15 protein-coding genes are annotated in these 19,965 nt (G+C 63.6%); 14 read left to right on the top strand and 1 reads right to left on the bottom strand.

Translation table 11 applies throughout. From position 1 onward, the window contains the following. The first annotated feature begins 231 nt into the window (after nt 1-231). Genes QUV25_RS17600 through QUV25_RS17590 form a run of 3 tightly spaced genes read left to right on the top strand, consistent with a single transcriptional unit; the run spans nt 232 to nt 2,472 of the window. Nucleotides 232-1,581 (top strand): AAA family ATPase, encoded by a 1,350-nt coding sequence (locus tag QUV25_RS17600; RefSeq protein ID WP_300865892.1) that lies wholly within the window; start codon nt 232-234, stop codon nt 1,579-1,581. Further along, nucleotides 1,562-2,053 (top strand): HAD domain-containing protein, encoded by a 492-nt coding sequence (locus QUV25_RS17595; RefSeq protein ID WP_300865890.1) that lies wholly within the window; start codon nt 1,562-1,564, stop codon nt 2,051-2,053. Before QUV25_RS17600 ends, QUV25_RS17595 begins: the two co-directional genes overlap by 20 nt. After that, nucleotides 2,050-2,472, top strand: a complete 423-nt coding sequence (locus QUV25_RS17590) for a hypothetical protein (RefSeq protein WP_300865889.1) — start codon at nt 2,050-2,052, stop codon at nt 2,470-2,472. The genes QUV25_RS17595 and QUV25_RS17590 overlap by 4 nt, the downstream gene beginning before the upstream one ends. Before the next feature lie 55 nt (nt 2,473-2,527). Here QUV25_RS17590 and QUV25_RS17585 read toward each other — a convergent pair whose 3' ends face one another. Continuing rightward, a complete protein-coding gene (locus tag QUV25_RS17585; RefSeq protein ID WP_300865887.1) occupies nt 2,528-2,941 on the bottom strand; it encodes a thermonuclease family protein in 414 nt (137 codons plus the stop codon). Between the two features lie 926 nt (nt 2,942-3,867). On the opposite strand from QUV25_RS17585, the gene QUV25_RS17580 reads away from it, so the two are divergent. The 11 genes from QUV25_RS17580 to QUV25_RS17530 all read left to right on the top strand — a co-directional run bounded on the left by QUV25_RS17580 (nt 3,868) and on the right by QUV25_RS17530 (nt 19,875). Beyond that, entirely contained in the window at nt 3,868-5,808 is a 1,941-nt protein-coding gene (locus QUV25_RS17580; protein WP_300865885.1) for a type IV pili methyl-accepting chemotaxis transducer N-terminal domain-containing protein, read from the top strand. Beyond that, the gene (locus QUV25_RS17575) at nt 5,805-6,539 is read left to right on the top strand and encodes a response regulator transcription factor (protein WP_300865882.1); all 735 of its coding nucleotides are present in this window, start codon (nt 5,805-5,807) and stop codon (nt 6,537-6,539) included. The genes QUV25_RS17580 and QUV25_RS17575 overlap by 4 nt, the downstream gene beginning before the upstream one ends. A gap of 207 nt (nt 6,540-6,746) precedes the next feature. Further along, entirely contained in the window at nt 6,747-7,211 is a 465-nt protein-coding gene (locus tag QUV25_RS17570; protein WP_300865880.1) for a universal stress protein, read from the top strand. A 30-nt stretch (nt 7,212-7,241) separates the two neighbouring features. Continuing rightward, a complete protein-coding gene (locus tag QUV25_RS17565; protein ID WP_300865878.1) occupies nt 7,242-8,891 on the top strand; it encodes an MFS transporter in 1,650 nt (549 codons plus the stop codon). A 208-nt stretch (nt 8,892-9,099) separates the two neighbouring features. Next, entirely contained in the window at nt 9,100-10,356 is a 1,257-nt protein-coding gene (locus QUV25_RS17560; protein ID WP_300865877.1) for a nitrate/nitrite transporter, read from the top strand. Between the two features lie 28 nt (nt 10,357-10,384). Then, the gene (locus QUV25_RS17555; protein WP_300865874.1) at nt 10,385-12,058 is read left to right on the top strand and encodes an antiporter; all 1,674 of its coding nucleotides are present in this window, start codon (nt 10,385-10,387) and stop codon (nt 12,056-12,058) included. A gap of 39 nt (nt 12,059-12,097) precedes the next feature. Next, a complete protein-coding gene (locus QUV25_RS17550; protein ID WP_300865873.1) occupies nt 12,098-15,925 on the top strand; it encodes a nitrate reductase subunit alpha in 3,828 nt (1,275 codons plus the stop codon). Nucleotides 15,926-16,062: 137 nt separating this feature from the next. Then, complete coding sequence (narH, locus tag QUV25_RS17545) at nt 16,063-17,595, top strand: nitrate reductase subunit beta (RefSeq protein WP_300865871.1); 1,533 nt, start codon at nt 16,063-16,065, stop codon at nt 17,593-17,595. 1 nt (nt 17,596) lies between these two features. Beyond that, nucleotides 17,597-18,298: a nitrate reductase molybdenum cofactor assembly chaperone gene (gene narJ, locus QUV25_RS17540; protein ID WP_300865869.1), complete on the top strand. Its 702-nt coding sequence runs from the start codon at nt 17,597-17,599 to the stop codon at nt 18,296-18,298. Then, nucleotides 18,295-19,014 (top strand): respiratory nitrate reductase subunit gamma, encoded by a 720-nt coding sequence (gene narI, locus QUV25_RS17535; protein ID WP_300865868.1) that lies wholly within the window; start codon nt 18,295-18,297, stop codon nt 19,012-19,014. Before narJ ends, narI begins: the two co-directional genes overlap by 4 nt. A gap of 27 nt (nt 19,015-19,041) precedes the next feature. After that, entirely contained in the window at nt 19,042-19,875 is an 834-nt protein-coding gene (locus tag QUV25_RS17530) for a peptidylprolyl isomerase (RefSeq protein ID WP_300865866.1), read from the top strand. The last annotated feature ends 90 nt before the right edge of the window (nt 19,876-19,965 follow it).

Genomic DNA, 19,965 nt, shown 5'->3' with positions numbered 1-19,965 from the left:
CTCGATCACTTGCCTCCTCCTGTTTCCTGCTGCATCATTTCACTTATGTCGCAGCACTTCTCCCTGAAGGCCACCCGTCCCACCGCGTGCATATGCACCCGCTGGGGTGTGCCTCTGCGACCGCGCCTCTAGCGGTCTTGCGTTCGGCCCACCTTGTCACTCACCCAGTGAATCAACAAGGAGCCAGGGCAGAACACACAGCACCGGCCGGGCTCCGCCAAGGAGTCCGACATGCGCAAGTACATTCCCCGCGTCCCGCCCTCTTACGACAAGAAGTTTCCTGACTTCGCCCTCCGGGACGTCGAGTATTTCAACGATGGCGCCGCACGCAGCTTCAAGCTCCTCCTGCCTGCCACCGAGCAGGTGGACCAACTGCTGCTTCAATGCGCTTCGGATGCACGCAACCGGGAGGCCGAATTCGCTGAGGAACGGGCTCGGAAGATCGACGAGGAACGGGCGGCCAGACACGCGAGCAAGCCAGAACCCTCACCGTTCATCTCCCCCCGCAAGAAGGACGCTGACCAGTACGGCGTCATTGATGCCCGCGCCGAGCTGAGGCTTCAGTTCGACTTCCAGCGTGAGCAGGCTGCCGACGCCGAACAGGGCGGAAGCGGCAAGGTACAGGTCTATGCGTGGGACGAGCCGGTCAAGCTTCTGGCGCAGGCGAGTTCAAACCCCGATCGACAGCTTCGTGACCGTGACCGTGTCCTGTTTGATCAGCTGAAGGCGCTGGGGGCCTTCCGGCAGGTGAGCCGATCTCAGGATCTGCAACTCGCGCGGGATAGTCTCAAGGCCCTGCGGGACACGCAGCCGCACTTTGGCGAAGTGATCGACCTGATCGAGGGCCAGGTCCACCTGGCGTTGGAGCTGGGTCATCCGTTGCGCATCCCGCCCATCCTGATCGCCGGGGCACCCGGTGTCGGCAAGACCCACTTCACGCTGGAACTGGCCCGTTGTCTGGCGCGACCCATCCACCGGCACAGCTTCGATGCCGCCCACACGAGCGATGCCCTGACGGGCTCGGACAGGCACTGGGCCAACACGGAAGTGGGTCTGGTCTTCAGGGGTGTCTGCCTGGGCAAGCGCGCCGATCCCGTCATCCTGATGGACGAGATCGACAAGACCAGCAACTACCGCAGCACCAACCCGCTGGCGCCGCTGCACAGCTTGCTGGAGCCGGTCACGGCCTGCGCGGTGGTGGACATCTCCTCCGGCATTCAGTTCGACGCCAGCCATGTGCTGTGGGTGGCCACGGCCAACGACCTGGCCGGGGTGCCCGAGCCCATTCAGTCACGGTTCCGGATCTTCCACATCCAATCTCCCTCGGCGGAACAGGCGATCGTGCTGGCGCAGAACGTGGCCAGTTCCGTTCACCGCCGTTATCCAGGATTCGAGGCCCCGCCCCGGCGCCTCTTCGTGCTGCTGGCCCATGCCACGCCCCGGGAGCAGATCCAGGCGCTGGAGCAGGCTTATGCAAGAGCACTGGTGAATGGGCGCAGGCATCTGACCCGCCAGGACCTGCCAATGGACGTGCTGGGCGGAGATCCTGGCGAGACGTCCGATGACCGCTGTCTGCACTGACCGGGAGGCAATCGCGATGAAGCCCGCACCGATCGTGTTCCTGGACTTCGACGGGGTGACCCACCCCGAGCTGTGCAGGACGGATCAGCTGTTCACCTGTCTGCCGCTGATCGAGTCGGTGCTGCGCTGCCATGCGCCAGCTGAGGTCGTGATCAGCAGTTCCTGGCGCGAGCACCATCCCTTCAAAGAGCTGCGCGAGTTTTTCTCGGAGGACATCGCACCCCGGATGGTGGGCTGCACGCCAGTGGTCCACCACCATCCGGACCTGCCTGCGTCAGCGGGCTTGCGGGAGATCGAGTGTCGGACCTGGCTCGCGGCGAACCGTCCCGACCAACCCTGGATAGCGATCGATGACGTGCCCTGGCTCTTCAGCCCGGGCTGTCCGAACCTGCTGCTGACCCATCACCGCGTTGGCTTCGCACCAGCGAACGCGGCCCACTTTCATTCCATTCTCGAAAGACTTTCATCATGAACAACCCCAAAGAACTCAAGTCCCGCTTCCCTTACCAGTTCGAAATCGAGGCCATCAGCATGAGCCACTCGCGCGGCTGGTTCCGGCTCTTCTCTCGGCTCTGCTCTGACATCGACCAGGCACTGGGTGAAGACAAGCGCGGGTTTCACTGGCTCCAGGTCAAGGAGAAGTTCGGCGCCGCCCGGATGTACTTCCGGCTGCATGAGGGCGTTTACGAACAGGAGCCAGATCTCATGAAGCGGCTGATGGACCTCAAGTTTGCGGCCGAGGCGGCCAGTCAGGACGTGTGCGCGGCATGCGGCCGTCCCGGACGGATTGACCATCGAGCGGGCTACATGCTCGCGCTGTGTGACAAGCACCACCGAGAGCGGCTGGATGACACGCTGGGTTCGGTCTGGTTTGAGGAGGATGAGCTTTGAGTGTCTGGACGAAGGATCGACGGCAGGTCACGCCCGGTGGCAGGGAGTCCAGCGCCTACTGACCTGCCTGCCGTTCCCCTCGTCTCCAGTCCCACGGCGCGACCGGCGCTGGCTCTCGCCAAAGACCTACCCGGCCTGCGCGCGCGTCTTCTTCGGCGCTTGCGTACAGGAGCCTGTCTGAGGGCGCCTGCTCTGTCTGGTACTTCTTGTAGTGCCAGGCCATGCCGGAGGTGACCATGGCCAGGTTGGCATCTCGGCCGTCGATCAGCACCTTGCCGATCTGGCGTCCGTACCGGTCGACCTTCTCGGTTTCGACCTGGACGGTCTTGCCGAACACCAGATCTGAAAGCTGCTCTTTGGCGCGCTGGCCAAATGGCTGCTTTCGCTCGGGTGCATCGATGCCAGCGAGGCGGATCTTGTGCTGGACCTTGGAGTCGTCGAGCACGGTGATCGTGTCTCCATCGGCCACGGACACAACCTTGCCGAAAACATCCGCCGCGAGGGAAGGCAAGGAAAGAAGCAGGAAAACGATTCCAAGCAGAGCAGTTTTGGTGAATGGCATGGGGCGCAGAAGGTCTAGGTACGGCGCAAGATATCATCCGTCGAAACTCTTCTACAGAGATGAGAGGCCAATGCCGTGAGTGCCTTTGTACCCTCTGCGCTTGTCGCTGATCGCCTGGTCGTTCTTGGCCAGCACATTCGGACAGTGCGAACAGACAAAAACATTTCGCTCGCTGACTTGGAGACTAGGTCAGGGGTTAGCCGCGGTGCACTCAAGGCCATCGAGCTCGGTCGCTCGAGTACCCCAGTAGGAGCATATTTCACGGTTCTTTGGGCGCTGGGCTTAGGGCAGACCCTGGACGAGATTTTGAGCCGATACGCTCAATCCTCAGACCGCATCGGATTTGATGGGCCGAGCGCGGCAGATGCGCAGGAGTGATTGGGGTACGAGGGCCGTTGCGATCTCCACGGGTAGCTGATTTCGATGCAGGTCACGAGGGCGCACTGACCGCTGAAGGCTGGTTGCGGTCACTCAATTTCGACGGCGGAGTCTAAAGGCGGCACTGCAACCAGTCGTTCACCGGACAGGATCTCAAACGACCGCTCGACCACCTGGACCGGTCGTTCGGCAGGGACGACAGGTGCAAAGCTCGGGAATAGCCGGTCACGTTGCGGACGAACTGGTGCTCTCGACCCGTTGCAGCCGGTCGGTCTTCAACCGCTGAAGGCCGCTTCTCTCGGGTAGCAGACTTCCAAGTCCCCTTGAAAATTCCAGATCTAAGTCTGCAGCTGTCTCTGCAGCGGTGTCACTTATTGAAGGTGCCCGAGGGTCACCCACTCAGACGACCAAGTGGTGCATTTCCAGCTCGGTGAAAAAAACACTACGCTATCGCCATGCCAAGCACCGCCTCCCTCTCCACCAAGCTCATGCGCATCGGCGCGGGGCTGCTACTGCTGGCGCTCGCATCCATCGGGCTCACGCTGTGGGTGACCTGGCAGCTCGAAGGCGGCGCGGCGGCGGTCAACGAGGCTGGGCGCATGCGCATGCAGACCTGGCGCCTGACCAGCGCGGTGCAGGCGCAGCTGCCGCCGGAGCACATCGCCGCGCTGGTCAACCAGTTCGACCAGAGCCTGGGCCTGCTCCGCAGCGGCGACCCGAGCCGACCGCTCTTCGTGCCCTGGGACGACCAGGTACGTAGCGAATTTGTGGCGGTGGATACCCTATGGCAGCAGGAGCGCAGCCAGTGGATGCAAGGCGGTCGGCTCGACCCGGTCGAAACGCAGCGCATGGCGGGCGAGTTCGTTGATGCCACGAATCGATTCGTGCTGTCGATCGAAAGACAGCTGGCCGGCTACACCGCCGTCCTCAACCTGTTCCAGTTCGTGATGATGGCACTGGCCATCCTGGGGGCGGTGATCATGCTCTACACCGGCTACATGTACGTGATCAATCCGCTGGGCCTCCTGCGGCGTGGTCTGGAGCGCGTCGAGGCGGGCGAGTTCGGTACCCGGGTGGAGGTCGACACACAGGACGAGTTCGGCCAGGTGGCCGCGGGCTTCAACCGCATGGCCGCCACCCTGCAGTCGCTCTACACCGGGCTGGAAGCAAAGGTGAAGGCCAAGACGCAGCGCATCGAGGCCCAGCGCGCGCGGCTTGAGGCGCTGTACGAGGTGAGCGCTTTTCTGGCTCGCGCCAACACCATCGAAGAACTGTCGAGCGGCTTCTCCCAGCGGGTGCGCGCGGTGATGAAGGCCGACGCGGTGGCGGTGCGCTGGTCCGACGAAGCCAACCAGCGCTACCTGATGCTCGCTTCCGACTGCTTTCCGCATGACATGCAGGAAGACGAACGCAGCCTGATCGCGGGTGCCTGCGCCTGCGGCAACCTGCAACCCGATGCGCGCACCCGAGTCATCCCCATCCACAGCATCGATGCCGCGCCCATGAAGCACTGCGCGCGCGTGGGCTATCAGAGCCTGGTGAGCGTGCCGGTTCGCCTGCAGCAGCGGCTGATCGGCGAGATCGATCTGTTTTTCCGCATCGACGTGCATCTGAGCGCCGATGAAACAGAGCTGCTCGATGCCCTGGCCAGCCACTTGGCCAGTTCGCTGGAAGGGCTGCGCGCGGAGGCGCTGGAGCGCGAGGCGGCAGTGGGTGAGGAGCGCGCCCTGCTGGCGCGTGAGCTGCACGATTCCATCGCCCAGTCGCTGTCGTTCCTTAAAATTCAGGCGCAGCTGCTGCGCACCGCCGTCCAGCGCCAGCAGCCCGACAAGGTGCAGAGCACACTGGATGAGCTGGATGAGGGCTTGCGCGAAAGTATTGGTGATGTGCGCGAGCTGCTGGTGCATTTCCGCACCCGGGCCAATGGCGAGGCCATTGACGACGCGCTGCAGGAAACGCTCCAGAAGTTCCAGCACCAGTCAGGCGTGCCCGCCCGCCTGCAGCTGCACGGCGAAGGCTTGCCACTGCCGGCCGACGTGCAGGTGCAGGTGTTGCACGTGGTGCAGGAAGCCTTGTCCAACGTGCGCAAACACGCGCAGGCCAGCCATGTCAGCCTGGAGGTGGAGCGCGGCAAGCGCTGGCGTTTCACCGTGCGCGACAACGGCGTGGGTTTCGACACCCAGGCGCGCCATGGCGAAACTCATGTCGGCATGAAGATCATGCGCGAGCGCGCCGAGAGCATCGGCGGCACCGTCACCCTGAGGTCTGCCCCTCAGCAGGGCACCACCGTCACCCTCGAACTGCCACCTCACCCGGTGGCGGGCATCCCGACCGGCTTGGCTCAGGCAGCCGATTTGAGCCTGCCAGTCGCTCTCTCCACCGCCGACACCCCATGAGTCCTGTCCCCTCTCCCCGCGTCCAGCTGCTGCTGGTGGACGACCACAGTCTGTTTCGCCGCGGTCTGCGTGCCCTGCTGGAGCAGGACGATCGCTTCGAGGTCTGCGGCGAGGCGGGTGACGTGGGCGAGGCCTTGCGCGAACTGGACCGGTTGTCGCCCGACGTGATCCTGCTTGACAACCATCTGCCGGGCGTGCGCGGGGTGGACGCCCTGCCCAGTGTGAAAGACGCCGCCCCGCGTGCGCGCGTGCTGATGCTGACCGTGAGCGAAGACGCGCAGGATCTGGCTGCGGCGCTGCAGGCCGGTGCCGACGGCTACCTGCTCAAGACGGTGGAATCGGACCAGCTGTGCGACGCCATTGTCAAGGTGCTGGACGGCGATTCGGTGGTCAGCCCCGAGATGATGACCAAGCTGGTCTCGGCCTTTCGCACCCTGCCCGCAACCGAGAGCGCGCCCGCGCCCCTGGCCCCGGCGAGCCAGGTTTCCCGCGCTGCGAGCGCGGAGTCGCGCGGTGGTGAATCGCTGCAGACGCTTTCTCCGCGAGAACGCGAGATCCTCGCGCTGATCGCGCGAGGCGACAGCAACAAGCTGATCGCGCGCACGCTGGACATTGCCGAGACCACGGTGAAGATCCATGTGCAGCACATCCTGCGCAAGCTGGAGTTGAGCTCTCGGGTGCAGGCGGCCGTGTACGCCGTCCATAACGGACTCATGAACGGCACCCGCTGAGCGCCAGGGCGGCGCAGGCCGGTCTGGCGCTGGCGGGCTCCAGCTCGCTTGCCCCATATAGTTCTTTTGCCGAAGTTCGCCGCCGCCGTCATCGTTCTTTCGGCGCAGCTCCTGCGTTCCTCGGAAGGATGGGCACCAGGGCCGGGCTGACTCACAGTGCATGGGTGACCTTGGCCGTTGTCTGGCCAGGGCGAATGGAGTCCTCCCATGGAAATCATGCTTGCCTACGACCACTCCCGCAATTCTCGCATTGCGCTTGAAGCCGTCAAACGGCTGTTTGGTCATGAAAAACCCACTGTCATTCTGATTTCGGTCATCGAGGAGCCAGGCAGCGCGACCAGCGCTGGCGACGAGATGTTCCAGGAGCAGTACGACCAGCAAAAGGCCGGCGTCGAGGCGGCCGCCGCCGAGCTGGTGGCAGATGGCTTCACCGCCAAGGTCCTCGTGGCCGAGGGCGACGCCCGCAAGATGATTCTGCGAGCCACCGAAGAGCGCCGACCCGACGTGCTTGTCATGGCGCGCCACTCCTACAAGCCCGACGGCAACTTCATCACCCGCCGGCTCGATGCCCTGGTGGAAGAGTTCGACCACATGACCTTCGGTTCGGTCAGCGCCTTTCTCGCCCGCCGCGTCATGTGCCCCCTGCTCATCGTGCCGACCCATTCGGAATGACACGGCTCCCTTTTTCGACCGAGGTACAACATGCAAGTCAGTGACCTGTTCCGGTTCAAAAACCGGGAAATCAAGGCGCTTCACCTCACGTGGATCGCTTTCTTCATCTGCTTCTACGTCTGGTTCAACATGGCGCCGCTGGCGTCGTCCATTCTGCGCAGCGCAGATTGGCTGACCAAGGACGACCTGCGGCTGTTCGCCATCGCCAACGTGGCGCTCACCATCCCGGCCCGCATCCTGGTGGGCATGGCGCTGGACCGTTTCGGACCACGTCGGGTGTTCTCCCTGCTGATGGTCACCATGGCAGTGCCGACGCTGTTCTTCGCCTTTGGCGACACCAAGGAACAACTGTTCGTCTCGCGCCTGGTGCTCAGTTCCGTGGGCGCCAGCTTTGTGGTCGGCATCCACATGACCGCACTGTGGTTCAAGCCACGCGACATCGGATTTGCCGAGGGCTTCTACGCCGGCTGGGGCAACTTCGGTTCGGCCGCTGCCGCCATGACCATTCCCACCATCGCGCTGACGATCTTCGGCGGCGACAACGGCTGGCGCTATGCGGTCGCCCTGTCGGGCGTGATCATGGGCCTCTATGGCGTCTTCTATTGGTTCGCCATCACCGACGGCCCCACCGCTGACACCCACAAGAAGCCCCGCAAGTCGTCTGCGCTCGAAGTGTCGAGCTATGGCGACCTGATTCTGCTGCTGCTGTTCACGGTGCCGCTGGTGGGCATTCTTTCGGTGCTGGTGTGGCGTGTTGAGCGAACGGGCTTCATAGACCCGCTCACCGCCTGGATCTGCTACGGCTCGATCGGTGTGGTGATCGCCTACCAGCTGGTGCAGGTGCTGCGGGTCAACCTGCCCATCTTGAAGCGCGGCGTGCCTGAAGACGACCGCTACCCCTTCAAGTCGGTGGCGGCGCTCAACACCACCTACTTCGCCAACTTCGGCGCCGAGCTGGCAGTGGTGTCGATGCTGCCCATGTTTTTCGAAGAAACCTGGGGCCTGTCTGCCGCGGTGGCGGGCATGATCGCCGCCTCGTTCGCGATCGTGAACCTGTTTGCCCGCCCCATGGGCGGTCTGGTGTCAGACCGTTTCGGCAACCGCCGCTTCGTGATGCTGGCCTACATGCTGGGCATTGCCATCGGCTTTGCGCTCATGGGGCTGATGAACAGCAGGTGGCCGCTGGTGATCGCGGTGGCCATCACCATTGGCTGCTCTTTCTTCGTGCAGGGTGCCGAGGGCGCCACCTTCGGCATCATCCCGTCGATCAAGCGCCGCCTGACTGGGCAGATCTCCGGCATGGCCGGGGCCTACGGCAACGTGGGCGCGGTGTTCTACCTGTTCCTCTTCATGTACGTCGACTCGTCGCAGTTCTTCCTGATCATTGCTGCAGGTGCCTTGCTGAGCTGGGTCGCCTGCTTCGCCTGGCTCAAGGAGCCCGAAGGCGGCTTCGGTGACGAGTACTTGGTGTCCTCGGTGGACGAGGCGATTGCCCGCGAAACGCACGAGCGCCGTGAAGCCCAGGCCCAGCTGGCCCTGGTGTTCAAGGGCAGCGGGCGGGTGGAGCTGGCCGAGCGTGGTGACGGGCTCACGCTCACCGCCAACTTCGGCAGCCTGGATGAACTCAAGCAGCTGGTCCAACGTTTCGAGCAGCAAGGGCTGATCAACAAGCCGAGCTGAAGCCGCACGCCGCTCCCCCAAGGCCGCACCCGTTGCGGCCTTTTTCTCGTCTGGTGCGCGCCTCGGGATAAACACATGCCTAGTACTTTCGGATGATGGCCGGCGCGTGGGGCATCGGTCGTTCAGCGCCTCAGCCGCGTTCCTCTGAAGGATGTTCAGCTCGCCGGGCACCGCGCAAAGTCAAGGCACTGCTCCGCAATCCCTGACGATGTCCGAAACCCTCCATCACCAACGCCAGGCTTGGTCCACGCTGATCGTGACCACGCTGGCCTTCACCGTGTGCTTCATGGTGTGGATGATGTTTGCCGTCATCGGCGTCCCGCTGAAGCAGACCCTGGGCCTGAACGCCACCGAGTTTGGTCTGCTGACCGCCATGCCGGTGCTCTCCGGCTCGCTGGTGCGGGTGCCGCTGGGCATCTGGACCGACAAGTACGGTGGCCGCATCGTGATGGCCCTGCTGCTGGCCACCACCGTGCCGGCCATCTGGCTCATGGCCTACGCCACGGCCTACTGGCATTTCCTCACAATCGGTCTGGTGCTGGGCCTGGCCGGTGGCTCGTTTTCGGTCGGCACACCATATGTGGCGCGCTGGTTCCCCCAACACCGCCAGGGCATGGCCATGGGCGTGTTTGGCGCGGGCAACGCGGGCGCTGCGGTCAACAAGCTTGTCGCGCCTGCCTTGCTGGTGGCCTTCGGCTGGACCATGGTCCCCAAGGTCTACGCGGCCATCATGCTCGGCACGCTGGTGCTTTTCTGGTTTGGCAGCGCCTCTGACCCCAAGCACCTGGTGCCGTCCAGCACCCGTTTCGTCGACCAGCTCAAGATGCTGAAGGACCCGAAGGTGCTCAGGTACTGCCAGTACTACAGCATCGTGTTCGGCGGCTATGTGGCGCTGTCGCTCTGGATGGTGCAGTACTACGTGGGCGAGTACGGGCTCGACATCCGCATCGCCGCGCTGCTCGCAGCCTGCTTTTCCTTGCCAGGCGGCGTGTTGCGCGCAGCCGGCGGAATCATGTCCGACAAGTGGGGCGCCCACAGCGTGACCTGGTGGGTGATGTGGGTCTGCTGGATCTGCCTGTTCCTGCTGTCCTACCCGCAGACGCAGTTCACCGTGATGACGGTCGACGGCTCCTCCACCTTTCACATCGGCCTGAACGTCTACGCCTTCACGGTGCTGATGTTCACCCTGGGCATCGCGATGGCGTTCGGCAAGGCCAGCGTCTTCAAGTACATCGCCAACGACTACCCCCAGCACATCGGCACCGTCAGCGGCATCGTCGGTCTGGCCGGCGGCCTGGGCGGCTTCGTGCTGCCGATCCTGTTCGGCGTGCTGATGGACCTCACCGGCGTGCGATCCAGCGCCTTCATGTTGATGTACGGCGTGGTCTGGGTCTCGCTGATCTGGATGTACTGGACCGAAGTGCGCCGCTCGCCGGTGCTCGGCTCTGCCAGCCCCCGTTTCTGAATCCGTTTTTTTCACAGGAGATCCTGTTATGGCCACCACCACCCACCACCGCCCGGACAAATCCCCGGCACCAGCTGTGCAGACGCACTCGAGCGCCGACATCACGGACTGGCGCCCCGAAGACGAAGCCTTCTGGGCTTCCACCGGCAAGGGCATCGCCAACCGCAACCTCTGGATCTCGATCCCCAACCTGCTGGTCGCCTTCGCGGTCTGGCTGATGTGGGGAATGATCACGGTGCAGATGCTCAATCTGGGCTTTCCCTTCAAGCCGGCCGAGCTGTTCACGCTGACCGCCATCGCCGGCCTGATGGGTGCCACCTTCCGCATCCCGGCTTCGTTCTTCATCCGCCTGGCGGGTGGCCGCAACACGGTCTTCCTGACCAGCGCACTGCTCATCATCCCCGCGGTGTGGACCGGCATTGCGCTGCAGGACAAGACCACGCCGCTGTGGGTGTTCCAGGCCTGCGCGTTTCTCTCCGGCATCGGCGGCGGCAACTTCTCCGCCTCCATGAGCAACATCAACACCTTCTTCCCGAAGAAACAGCAAGGCCTGGCCCTGGGCCTGAACGCCGGTCTGGGCAACTTCGGCGTCACCACCATGCAGGTCGTGATCCCGCTGGTGATGACCGTGGGCATGTTCGGTGCCTTCGGCGGCGATGCAATGACGCTGACCAAAGACTCGGGCTGGCTGTTCGGCAAGATCGTCGCCGGCACCCCGACCTACATCCAGAACGCCGGCTTCATCTGGGCCGCGGTGCTGATTCCGCTGGTCGTGCTGGCCTGGTTCCGCATGAACAACCTCATGACCATCTCGCCCACCTACGGCGGCACGCTCGCGGCCTTCGGCAAGATTCTTTATCTCTGGGCGATTGCCGGCGGTGTCGGTCTGCTCGGCCTCTACCTCTATCTGCCTGCGCCGGTGGGCCTGGGCCTGCTCAACATGTGGGTGGCCCTGCCGCTGATCATCGTGCTGTGCGTGCTGCTGATCAAAGTCGCCGCCTTCGGTGAGATGAAGGGCAACATCGCTGCGCAGTTTGCGATCTTCAAGAACAAGCACACGTGGTCCATGACCGCGCTGTACATCGTCACCTTCGGCTCGTTCATTGGCTTTTCGATGGCGCTGCCGCTGTCGATCACCGTCATCTTCGGCTTCCAGCACGTGATCGATCCGGCCACTGGCCTGATGGGTCACACCCTGAAGAACCCGAACGCACCATCGGCCCTGACCTACGCCTGGATCGGCCCCTTCGTTGGCGCCCTGATCCGCCCCGTGGGCGGCTGGATTTCCGACAAGGTCGGTGGCTCTATCGTCACGCAGTGGATTTCTGCGGTGATGGTGGTGGCCTCTGCTGCGGTCGGCTACGTGATGTTGCTGGCCTACGGCTCGGCCACGCCGGAGCAGTACTTCATGCCCTTCATGCTGCTCTTCATCTTACTGTTCGCCGCCAGCGGCATTGGCAATGGCTCGACCTTCCGCACCGTCGGCATCATCTTCGACCGTCTGCAAGCCGGCCCCGTGTTGGGCTGGACCGCTGCGGTGGCCGCATACGGCGCCTTCATCGCCCCCGTGGTGATCGGCCAGCAGATCAAGGCCGGCACACCGCAGTACGCCATGTACGGCTTTGCCATCTTCTACGCCGTGTGCCTGGTCATCAACTGGTGGTTCTACCTGCGGGCTGACGCCGAGATCAAGAACCCCTGACCGCCGACGCCTGCGAACCCCTATCTCTGGAGCCCACTCATGAGCCACTTTCTTGACCGCCTCACTCACTTCAGCCTCCCAAAAGAGGCCTTCTCGGGCAACCATGGCCTGACGACCAACGAAGATCGCACCTGGGAAGACGCCTACCGCAACCGCTGGGCCCACGACAAGATCGTGCGCTCCACCCACGGTGTGAACTGCACGGGCAGCTGCTCCTGGAAGATCTACGTCAAGGGCGGCATCGTGACCTGGGAAACTCAGCAGACCGACTACCCGCGTACCCGTTGGGACATGCCCAACCACGAGCCGCGCGGCTGTGCCCGCGGCGCCTCCTACAGCTGGTACCTCTACAGCGCCAACCGGGTCAAGTACCCCATGGTGCGGGGTCGCCTCCTGGAGCGCTGGCGCGCGGCGCTCAAGGTCAGCAAGACACCGGTGGACGCCTGGGCGCTGATCCAGCAGGACGAGGCAGCCCGCCGTGACTACCAGCAAGTGCGCGGCATGGGCGGTTTTGTGCGCTCCAACTGGGACGAGGTCAACCAGCTGATTGCTGCGGCCAACGTCTACACCATCAAGCAGCACGGCGCCGACCGCGTGATCGGCTTCTCCCCCATCCCGGCCATGTCCATGGTCAGCTACGCTGCGGGCAGCCGCTACCTGTCGCTGATTGGCGGCGTGTGCATGAGCTTTTACGACTGGTACTGCGACCTGCCACCGGCCAGCCCGCAAATCTGGGGCGAGCAGACCGACGTGCCCGAGTCGGCCGACTGGTACAACAGCTCGTTCATCATCGCCTGGGGCTCCAACGTGCCACAGACGCGCACCCCCGACGCCCACTTCTTCACCGAGGTGCGCTACAAGGGCGCCAAGACGGTGGCCGTCACGCCCGACTACTCCGAGGTGGCCAAGCTCTCCGATCTCTGGCTGCACCCCAAGCAGGGCACCGATGCCGCGCTGGCCATGGCCATGGGCCATGTGGCGCTCAAGGAGTTCTATTTCCCCGACGGTGACAAGCCGCGCAGCAGCTACTTCGACAACTATGCGCGTCGCTACACCGACCTGCCGTTGCTGGTGATGCTCAAGGAGCACCAGCTGCCCGACGGCACCACTACCCTGGTGCCTGACCGCTACCTGCGCGCCAGCGACTTCAACGGCAAGATGGGTCAGAAGAGCAACCCCGAGTGGAAGACCATTGCGTTCGACACCGATGGCAAGGCGGTTCTGCCCAATGGCTCCATCGGTTTCCGCTGGGGCGAGGCCGGTCGCGAAGACGAAGGCAAGTGGAACCTGGAAGCCAAAGAGGCGCGCAGCAACGAAGAAGTCAAGCTCAAGCTATCGGTGATCGAAGACGGCGAGCAGGAGCATGAGGTGGTCGATGTGGCGCTGCCGTATTTCGGTGGTGTCGAAGCGCCCCACTTCCCAGCCAACGCCCAGACCGGCGACATCAACCACGTGAAGGTGCCAGCCGTGAAGCTGCGCCTGGGCAAGGCCGGCGATGAGCGGTACGCCATGGTGGCCACCGTGTTTGACCTGCAGGTGGCGCAATACGGTATCGACCGCGGTCTGGGCAGTGGTGCCAAGAACTTCGACGACAACGCCGCCTACACCCCGGCCTGGCAGGAAAGCATCACGGGTGTGCCGCGCGACCAGGTCATCACCGTGGCGCGCCAGTTTGCCGACAACGCCGACAAGACCCATGGCAAGTCCATGATCATCATCGGCGCGGCGATGAACCACTGGTACCACGCCGACATGAACTACCGCGGCGTGATCAACCTGTTGATGATGTGCGGTTGCATCGGCCAGAGCGGCGGTGGCTGGGCGCACTACGTGGGTCAGGAAAAACTGCGTCCGCAGACCGGCTGGACCGCGCTGGCCTTCGCGCTGGACTGGATCCGCCCACCGCGTCAGATGAACAGCACCAGCTTCTTTTACGCCCACACCGACCAGTGGCGCTACGAAAAGCTGGGTATGTCCGAAATCGTGTCGCCTACCTTGAGCGAAGCCGACAAGGCGGCCTTCGGCGGCCACATGATCGACTTCAACGTGCGCGCTGAACGCATGGGTTGGTTGCCCAGCGCGCCGCAGCTCAAGACCAACCCGATGCAGGTGGTGAAGGACGCCGCAGCGGCTGGCATGGAGCCCAAGGACTACGTGGTCAAGGCGTTGAAAGACGGAACGCTGTCGATGAGTTGCGAAGACCCGGATGCGCCGCAGAATTGGCCGCGCAACATGTTCGTGTGGCGCTCCAACCTTCTGGGCTCCAGCGGCAAGGGACACGAGTATTTCTGCAAGCACTTGCTGGGCACCGAAAACGGTGTCCAGGGCAAGGACCTCGGCAAAGACGACGCCAAGCCGACCGAAGTGGTGTGGCACAAGAGCGCGCCGCAAGGCAAGCTCGACCTGCTGGTCACGCTCGACTTTCGCATGAGCACCACCTGCATGTACTCCGACATCGTGTTACCCACAGCCAGCTGGTACGAGAAGAACGACCTCAACACCAGCGACATGCATCCCTTCATCCACCCGCTGTCTGCGGCGGTGGACCCGGTGTGGCAGAGCCGCTCCGACTGGGAGATCTACAAAGGCTTTGCCAAGGCCTTCAGCGAGGTCTGTGTTGGCCACTTGGGTGTGGAAAAGGAAGTGGTGCTGACCCCGCTGATGCACGACTCACCGGCCGAACTGGCCCAGCCCTTCGACGTGCAAGAGTGGAAAAAGGGCCAGTGCGAACTGATTCCGGGCAAGACAGCGCCACAGATCGCGGTGGTCGAGCGCGACTACCCGAACGTGTTCAAGCGCTTCACCGCGCTCGGCCCGCTGATGGACAAAATCGGCAACGGCGGCAAAGGCATTGGCTGGAAAACCGGCACCGAAGTCGAACAGCTCGGCCAGCTCAACGGTAAGACGCTGGAAGCTGGTGTCACGCAGGGCATGCCGAGGATCGTGACTGACATCGATGCCTGCGAAGTCATCCTGCAGCTCGCCCCCGAGACCAACGGTCATGTGGCCGTCAAGGCCTGGGAGGCCTTGAGCAAACAGACCGGGCGCGACCACACGCACCTGGCGATACACCGCGAAGATGAAAAGATCCGCTTCCGCGATATTCAGGCACAGCCGCGCAAGATCATCAGCTCGCCCACGTGGAGCGGTATCGAGTCTGAGACGGTGAGCTACAACGCCGGCTACACCAATGTGCATGAGCTGATCCCATGGCGCACCCTCACCGGTCGCCAGCAGTTCTATCAGGATCACCCATGGATGCGCGCTTATGGTGAGGGCTTCAGCAGCTACCGCCCGCCGGTGGACCTGAAGGCCACGTCGGGCATTCACAACATCAAGCCCAACGGCAACAAAGAGATCCAGCTGAACTTCATCACGCCGCACCAGAAGTGGGGCATTCACTCCACTTACAGCGACAACCTGATGATGCTCACGCTGAACCGGGGCGGCACGGTGGTCTGGCTCAGCGAAGACGACGCGAAGTCGGCGGACATTCAAGACAACGACTGGGTCGAGCTGTTCAACATCAACGGCGCGGTGGCGGCGCGCGCGGTGGTGAGCCAGCGCGTGAAAAACGGCATGGTGATGATGTACCACTCTCAGGAGAAGATCATCAACACCCCGGGCTCGGAGATCACCGGCGTGCGCGGCGGTATCCACAACTCGGTGACCCGCATCGTCACCAAACCGACCCACATGATCGGCGGCTACGCGCAGCTGTCCTATGGCTTCAACTACTACGGGACGATCGGCACCAACCGCGACGAGTTCGTGGTGGTTCGCAAGATGGACAAGGTGGACTGGCTCGACACACCAGCTGATGACCATCTGATCCGGGCCTATCAGGCACAGGGCGAGAACCCATGAGCCCGTTACCCAGCCCCGCCGCGCTTTGCGCGACCCACTCAAGGGTGCAACACCATCGGCCCGGCCAAGCCGGTTCCGTGGTTTTCGCTGAGTCAAACCCTTCGCGCCGAAACGTCGGCTGATTAGGACACATCATCATGAAAATACGCGCACAAATCGGCATGGTGCTCAACCTGGACAAGTGCATCGGTTGCCACACGTGTTCGGTCACTTGCAAGAATGTCTGGACCAGCCGGCCCGGCGTGGAATACGCCTGGTTCAACAACGTCGAGTCCAAGCCTGGCATCGGTTACCCCAAGGAATGGGAGAACCAGGACAAGTGGAAGGGCGGCTGGATTCGCAAGGCCGACGGCTCCATCGTGCCCAAGCAGGGTGGTAAATGGTCGCTGCTGATGAAGATCTTCAGCAACCCCAACCTGCCGCAGATCGACGACTACTACGAGCCCTTCACCTTCGACTACGACCACCTGCAGTCGGCGCCCGAAATGAAGCACGCGCCCACCGCGCGCCCACGCTCGCTGATTACCGGCAAGCGCATGGAGAAGATCGAATGGGGTCCGAACTGGGAAGAGATCCTGGGCGGCGAGTTCAGCAAGCGCAGCAAGGACGCCAACCTGGACGGTTTCGAGCAGGCCCAGAAAGACATGATGGGTCAGTTCGAAAACACCTTCATGATGTACCTGCCTCGCCTGTGCGAGCACTGCCTGAATCCGGCCTGTGTCGCCTCTTGCCCGTCGGGCTCGATCTACAAGCGCGAAGAAGACGGCATCGTGCTGATCGATCAGGACAAGTGCCGCGGCTGGCGCATGTGCGTGAGCGGCTGCCCCTACAAGAAGATCTACTACAACTGGAAGAGCGGTAAGGCCGAGAAGTGCACCTTCTGCTATCCGCGCATCGAGGCCGGCCAGCCGACCGTGTGCTCGGAGACCTGCGTCGGTCGCATCCGCTACCTCGGCGTGCTGTTGTACGACGCCGATCGCATTGCGGAAGCCGCCAGCACACCCAACGAGATCGACCTCTACCAGGCGCAGCTCGACATCTTCCTCGACCCCAACGACCCCAAAGTGATCGAGCAGGCGCGCATCGACGGCATCCCCGATGCCTGGATGGTGGCCGCTCGCCAGAGCCCGGTCTACAAGATGGCGGTGGAGTGGAAGGTGGCGCTGCCCCTGCACCCCGAGTACCGCACCCTGCCCATGGTCTGGTACGTGCCACCCCTTTCGCCTATCACGGCGGTGGCCAACACCGGTGCGCTGAGCAGCAACGGCGAAATCCCGGACGTGTCGCAGCTGCGTATCCCCGTGAAGTACCTGGCCAACCTGCTGACCGCCGGCGACACCGGTCCGGTCGTGCGCGCACTCGAACGCATGCTGGCCATGCGCGCCTACCAGCGTGCCAAGCATGTGGACGGAGTGATCAACCAGAACGTGCTGGAGCAAGTGGGTCTCTCCGCGGCCGAGGTCGAGGACATGTACCGCTACATGGCGATCGCCAACTACGAAGACCGTTTCGTGGTCCCCACGACCCACCGTGAATACGCGGAAAACACCTTCAACGTGCGCGGCGGTTGCGGCTTCACATTTGGCAACGGCTGCTCGGAAGGACAGACCGAAACCAGCCTGTTCGGCAGCGAAAAGAAGCGCACCATCCCTATCAAAGTGGAGTCATGACATGAGCCTGTTCACCACCACTCCCCCAGAGGCGCGATACACGCTGCGCGTGTTGGCCCACCTGCTGCGTTATCCCGATGCCGCGTTCCGTGCCCATATTCCCGAGATGCAGGCCGCGCTCAAAGCCGAGGCCGTGCTGGCACCCATGCGGCAGGCCGAGCTGCAGGCCCTGCTGCAACACCTGGCCAAATCGCCTGCGCTGGAGGTCGAGAGCGAGTACGTCGAACTGTTCGACCGCGGGCGGCGCACCGCGCTGCACCTGTTCGAACATGTGCACGGCGATTCGCGCGACCGCGGCCCGGCCATGATCGACCTGATCCAGACCTTTGAGAAGGGCGGCCTGTTCCTCGGCCCCGAAGAGCTGCCGGATCACCTGCCGGTGCTGCTGGAATTCGCCTCGACCCAGCCAGCTCGCGAGACGCGTGATTTTCTGGGCGAGGTCGCCCACATCGTGCGCAACATCTTCAGCGCCCTGCAGGGTCGCAACAGCCCCTACGCCAGTGTGCTGGCCGCCGTGCTGGAGCTGGCAGGCGAAAAGGCCGCCACGGTGGCGGTCGCGCCTGAGCCAACTATGGACGAGAGCTGGGCCGAGCCCGAGGTCTTCGGTGGCTGCTCCACCGAGGGCCAGGCCAGGCCCGGCCAGCCGCAATCCATCCAGATCGTCAGAAAGATCAACCACCCCACCCAAGGAGCGCAGGCATGACCACGCTGCACAACTTTTTCTTCAACGTCTATCCCTACATCTGCCTGGCGGTCTTTTTCATGGGCAGTCTGGCGCGCTTCGACCGCGATCAGTACACGTGGAAAAGCGACTCGTCGCAGCTGCTTCGCAAAGGCCAGCAGCGCTGGGGCAGCAACCTGTTCCACATCGGCATCCTGTTTCTGCTGGGTGGCCACTCGGTGGGTCTGCTCACGCCGCATTTCGTCTATGAAGCATTCATCACCGCGGAAACCAAGCAGCTGGTGGCGGTGACCGCCGGCGGCATCGCCGGGGTGGTGTGTTTCATTGGCCTGTCGCTGCTGCTGCACCGGCGCATCTTTGATGAGCGCATCCGCCTCACCAGCCACCGCACCGATCTGGGCATCCTGATCATCCTGTGGGTGCAGCTGGTGCTGGGCCTGGTCACCTTGCCCTACTCCTACGGCCATCAGGATGCGAGCGTGATGCTGGCCCTGTCTGACTGGGCGCAGCGCATCGTGACATTCCGGCCCGATGCCGCCGGCCTGGTCGCGATCGACTGGCCCTACAAGGTGCACCTGGTGCTGGGCATGACCATCTTCCTGCTCTTCCCCTTCTCGCGCCTGGTCCATGTCTGGAGCGGTTTCGGCACCCTGGCCTATGTGTTTCGCCCTTACCAGGTGGTGCGCAGCCGCAAGCTCGGCCTCACACCCAACGAGCCGCGCCAGCCCGGCGCCTGATCACTGGACCACCCAAGGACTCACCTCATGAACACCGCTTCAACCATGGGCTGCGGCAGCAGCACCTGCGCCTGCGCAGGCCTGACCAGCCCCAAGCTGGCCAGCGTCAACGGCATCACCCTGCACGAGCCCGGTGAGGAACTCGATGAGCAGACCCTGCGCGAGCGCGCTTTCACCGAACTGCTGCGCCAGGAGGCGTTGAAAACAGGGCGCTTGCCGCGCTTTGCTGGTCTGACCTACCGCGAACCCGATGACGCCCATCGCCAGATCATCGAGGTCATGGTGGACGAGGCCGTGACTTCGCCCGCCCCGACCGAAGACGAGTGCCGGCGCCACTACGAGGCGCAGAAAAACCGGCTGATCGTCGGCCAGGCGCTTCAGGTGCGGCACATCCTGTTTGCGGTGACGCCTGGTGTCAACGTGCATGCGCTCTCGCAGCACGCCGAGGCCGCACTGCTGGAGCTCTCGCGCAAGGACGTGGCGCCTGGGCGCTTCGAGCAGCTGGCCTCCGAGCTGTCCAACTGCCCGTCCAGCGCCCAGGGTGGTGATCTGGGCTGGCTGGCGCCGGAAGACTGCGCCCCCGAGCTGGCCAACGAGCTGTTTTTCCAGAGCGATTCGCGCTGGGGCATGGGGGTTCACCCGCGCCTGGTGCACACCCGCTTCGGCCTGCACATCATCGAGGTGCTGGGCCGGAAAAAGGGCACTTTGCCGCCTTATGAGCAGGTGCGCGAGCAGATCGCGGCTCGCCTGACGCTGCAGTCCAGAAGTACCGCGATGCGGCAGTACATGCAGCTGCTTGTGGGGCAGGCGCTGGTGGAGGGTGTGGAGCTGGAGGGAGCCGACACGCCGCTGGTGCAGTAGGCCCACCCCCGCACCGCACCTTCAGCGCGTCACCCCCCCCAAAGCGGGTAGCACCGGCGGAAAGATGGAGCCAGATCTTTGGCGCTCTGT

Origin of the sequence: Hydrogenophaga sp., from assembly GCF_030373245.1 — a bacterium.
Taxonomy (GTDB): Bacteria; Pseudomonadota; Gammaproteobacteria; order Burkholderiales; family Burkholderiaceae_C; genus Hydrogenophaga.
This window is presented reverse-complemented; position numbering and strand designations above follow the sequence as displayed.

What these genes read in the sequence shown, in the direction of transcription:
- QUV25_RS17600 (WP_300865892.1), top strand. Translation starts at nt 232, where the DNA reads ATGCGCAAGTACATTCCCCGCGTCCCGCCCTCTTACGACAAGAAGTTT.
- QUV25_RS17595 (WP_300865890.1), top strand. Translation starts at nt 1,562, where the DNA reads ATGACCGCTGTCTGCACTGACCGGGAGGCAATCGCGATGAAGCCCGCA.
- QUV25_RS17590 (WP_300865889.1), top strand. Translation starts at nt 2,050, where the DNA reads ATGAACAACCCCAAAGAACTCAAGTCCCGCTTCCCTTACCAGTTCGAA.
- QUV25_RS17580 (WP_300865885.1), top strand. Translation starts at nt 3,868, where the DNA reads ATGCCAAGCACCGCCTCCCTCTCCACCAAGCTCATGCGCATCGGCGCG.
- QUV25_RS17575 (WP_300865882.1), top strand. Translation starts at nt 5,805, where the DNA reads ATGAGTCCTGTCCCCTCTCCCCGCGTCCAGCTGCTGCTGGTGGACGAC.
- QUV25_RS17570 (WP_300865880.1), top strand. Translation starts at nt 6,747, where the DNA reads ATGGAAATCATGCTTGCCTACGACCACTCCCGCAATTCTCGCATTGCG.
- QUV25_RS17565 (WP_300865878.1), top strand. Translation starts at nt 7,242, where the DNA reads ATGCAAGTCAGTGACCTGTTCCGGTTCAAAAACCGGGAAATCAAGGCG.
- QUV25_RS17560 (WP_300865877.1), top strand. Translation starts at nt 9,100, where the DNA reads ATGTCCGAAACCCTCCATCACCAACGCCAGGCTTGGTCCACGCTGATC.
- QUV25_RS17555 (WP_300865874.1), top strand. Translation starts at nt 10,385, where the DNA reads ATGGCCACCACCACCCACCACCGCCCGGACAAATCCCCGGCACCAGCT.
- QUV25_RS17550 (WP_300865873.1), top strand. Translation starts at nt 12,098, where the DNA reads ATGAGCCACTTTCTTGACCGCCTCACTCACTTCAGCCTCCCAAAAGAG.
- narH (WP_300865871.1), top strand. Translation starts at nt 16,063, where the DNA reads ATGAAAATACGCGCACAAATCGGCATGGTGCTCAACCTGGACAAGTGC.
- narJ (WP_300865869.1), top strand. Translation starts at nt 17,597, where the DNA reads ATGAGCCTGTTCACCACCACTCCCCCAGAGGCGCGATACACGCTGCGC.
- narI (WP_300865868.1), top strand. Translation starts at nt 18,295, where the DNA reads ATGACCACGCTGCACAACTTTTTCTTCAACGTCTATCCCTACATCTGC.
- QUV25_RS17530 (WP_300865866.1), top strand. Translation starts at nt 19,042, where the DNA reads ATGAACACCGCTTCAACCATGGGCTGCGGCAGCAGCACCTGCGCCTGC.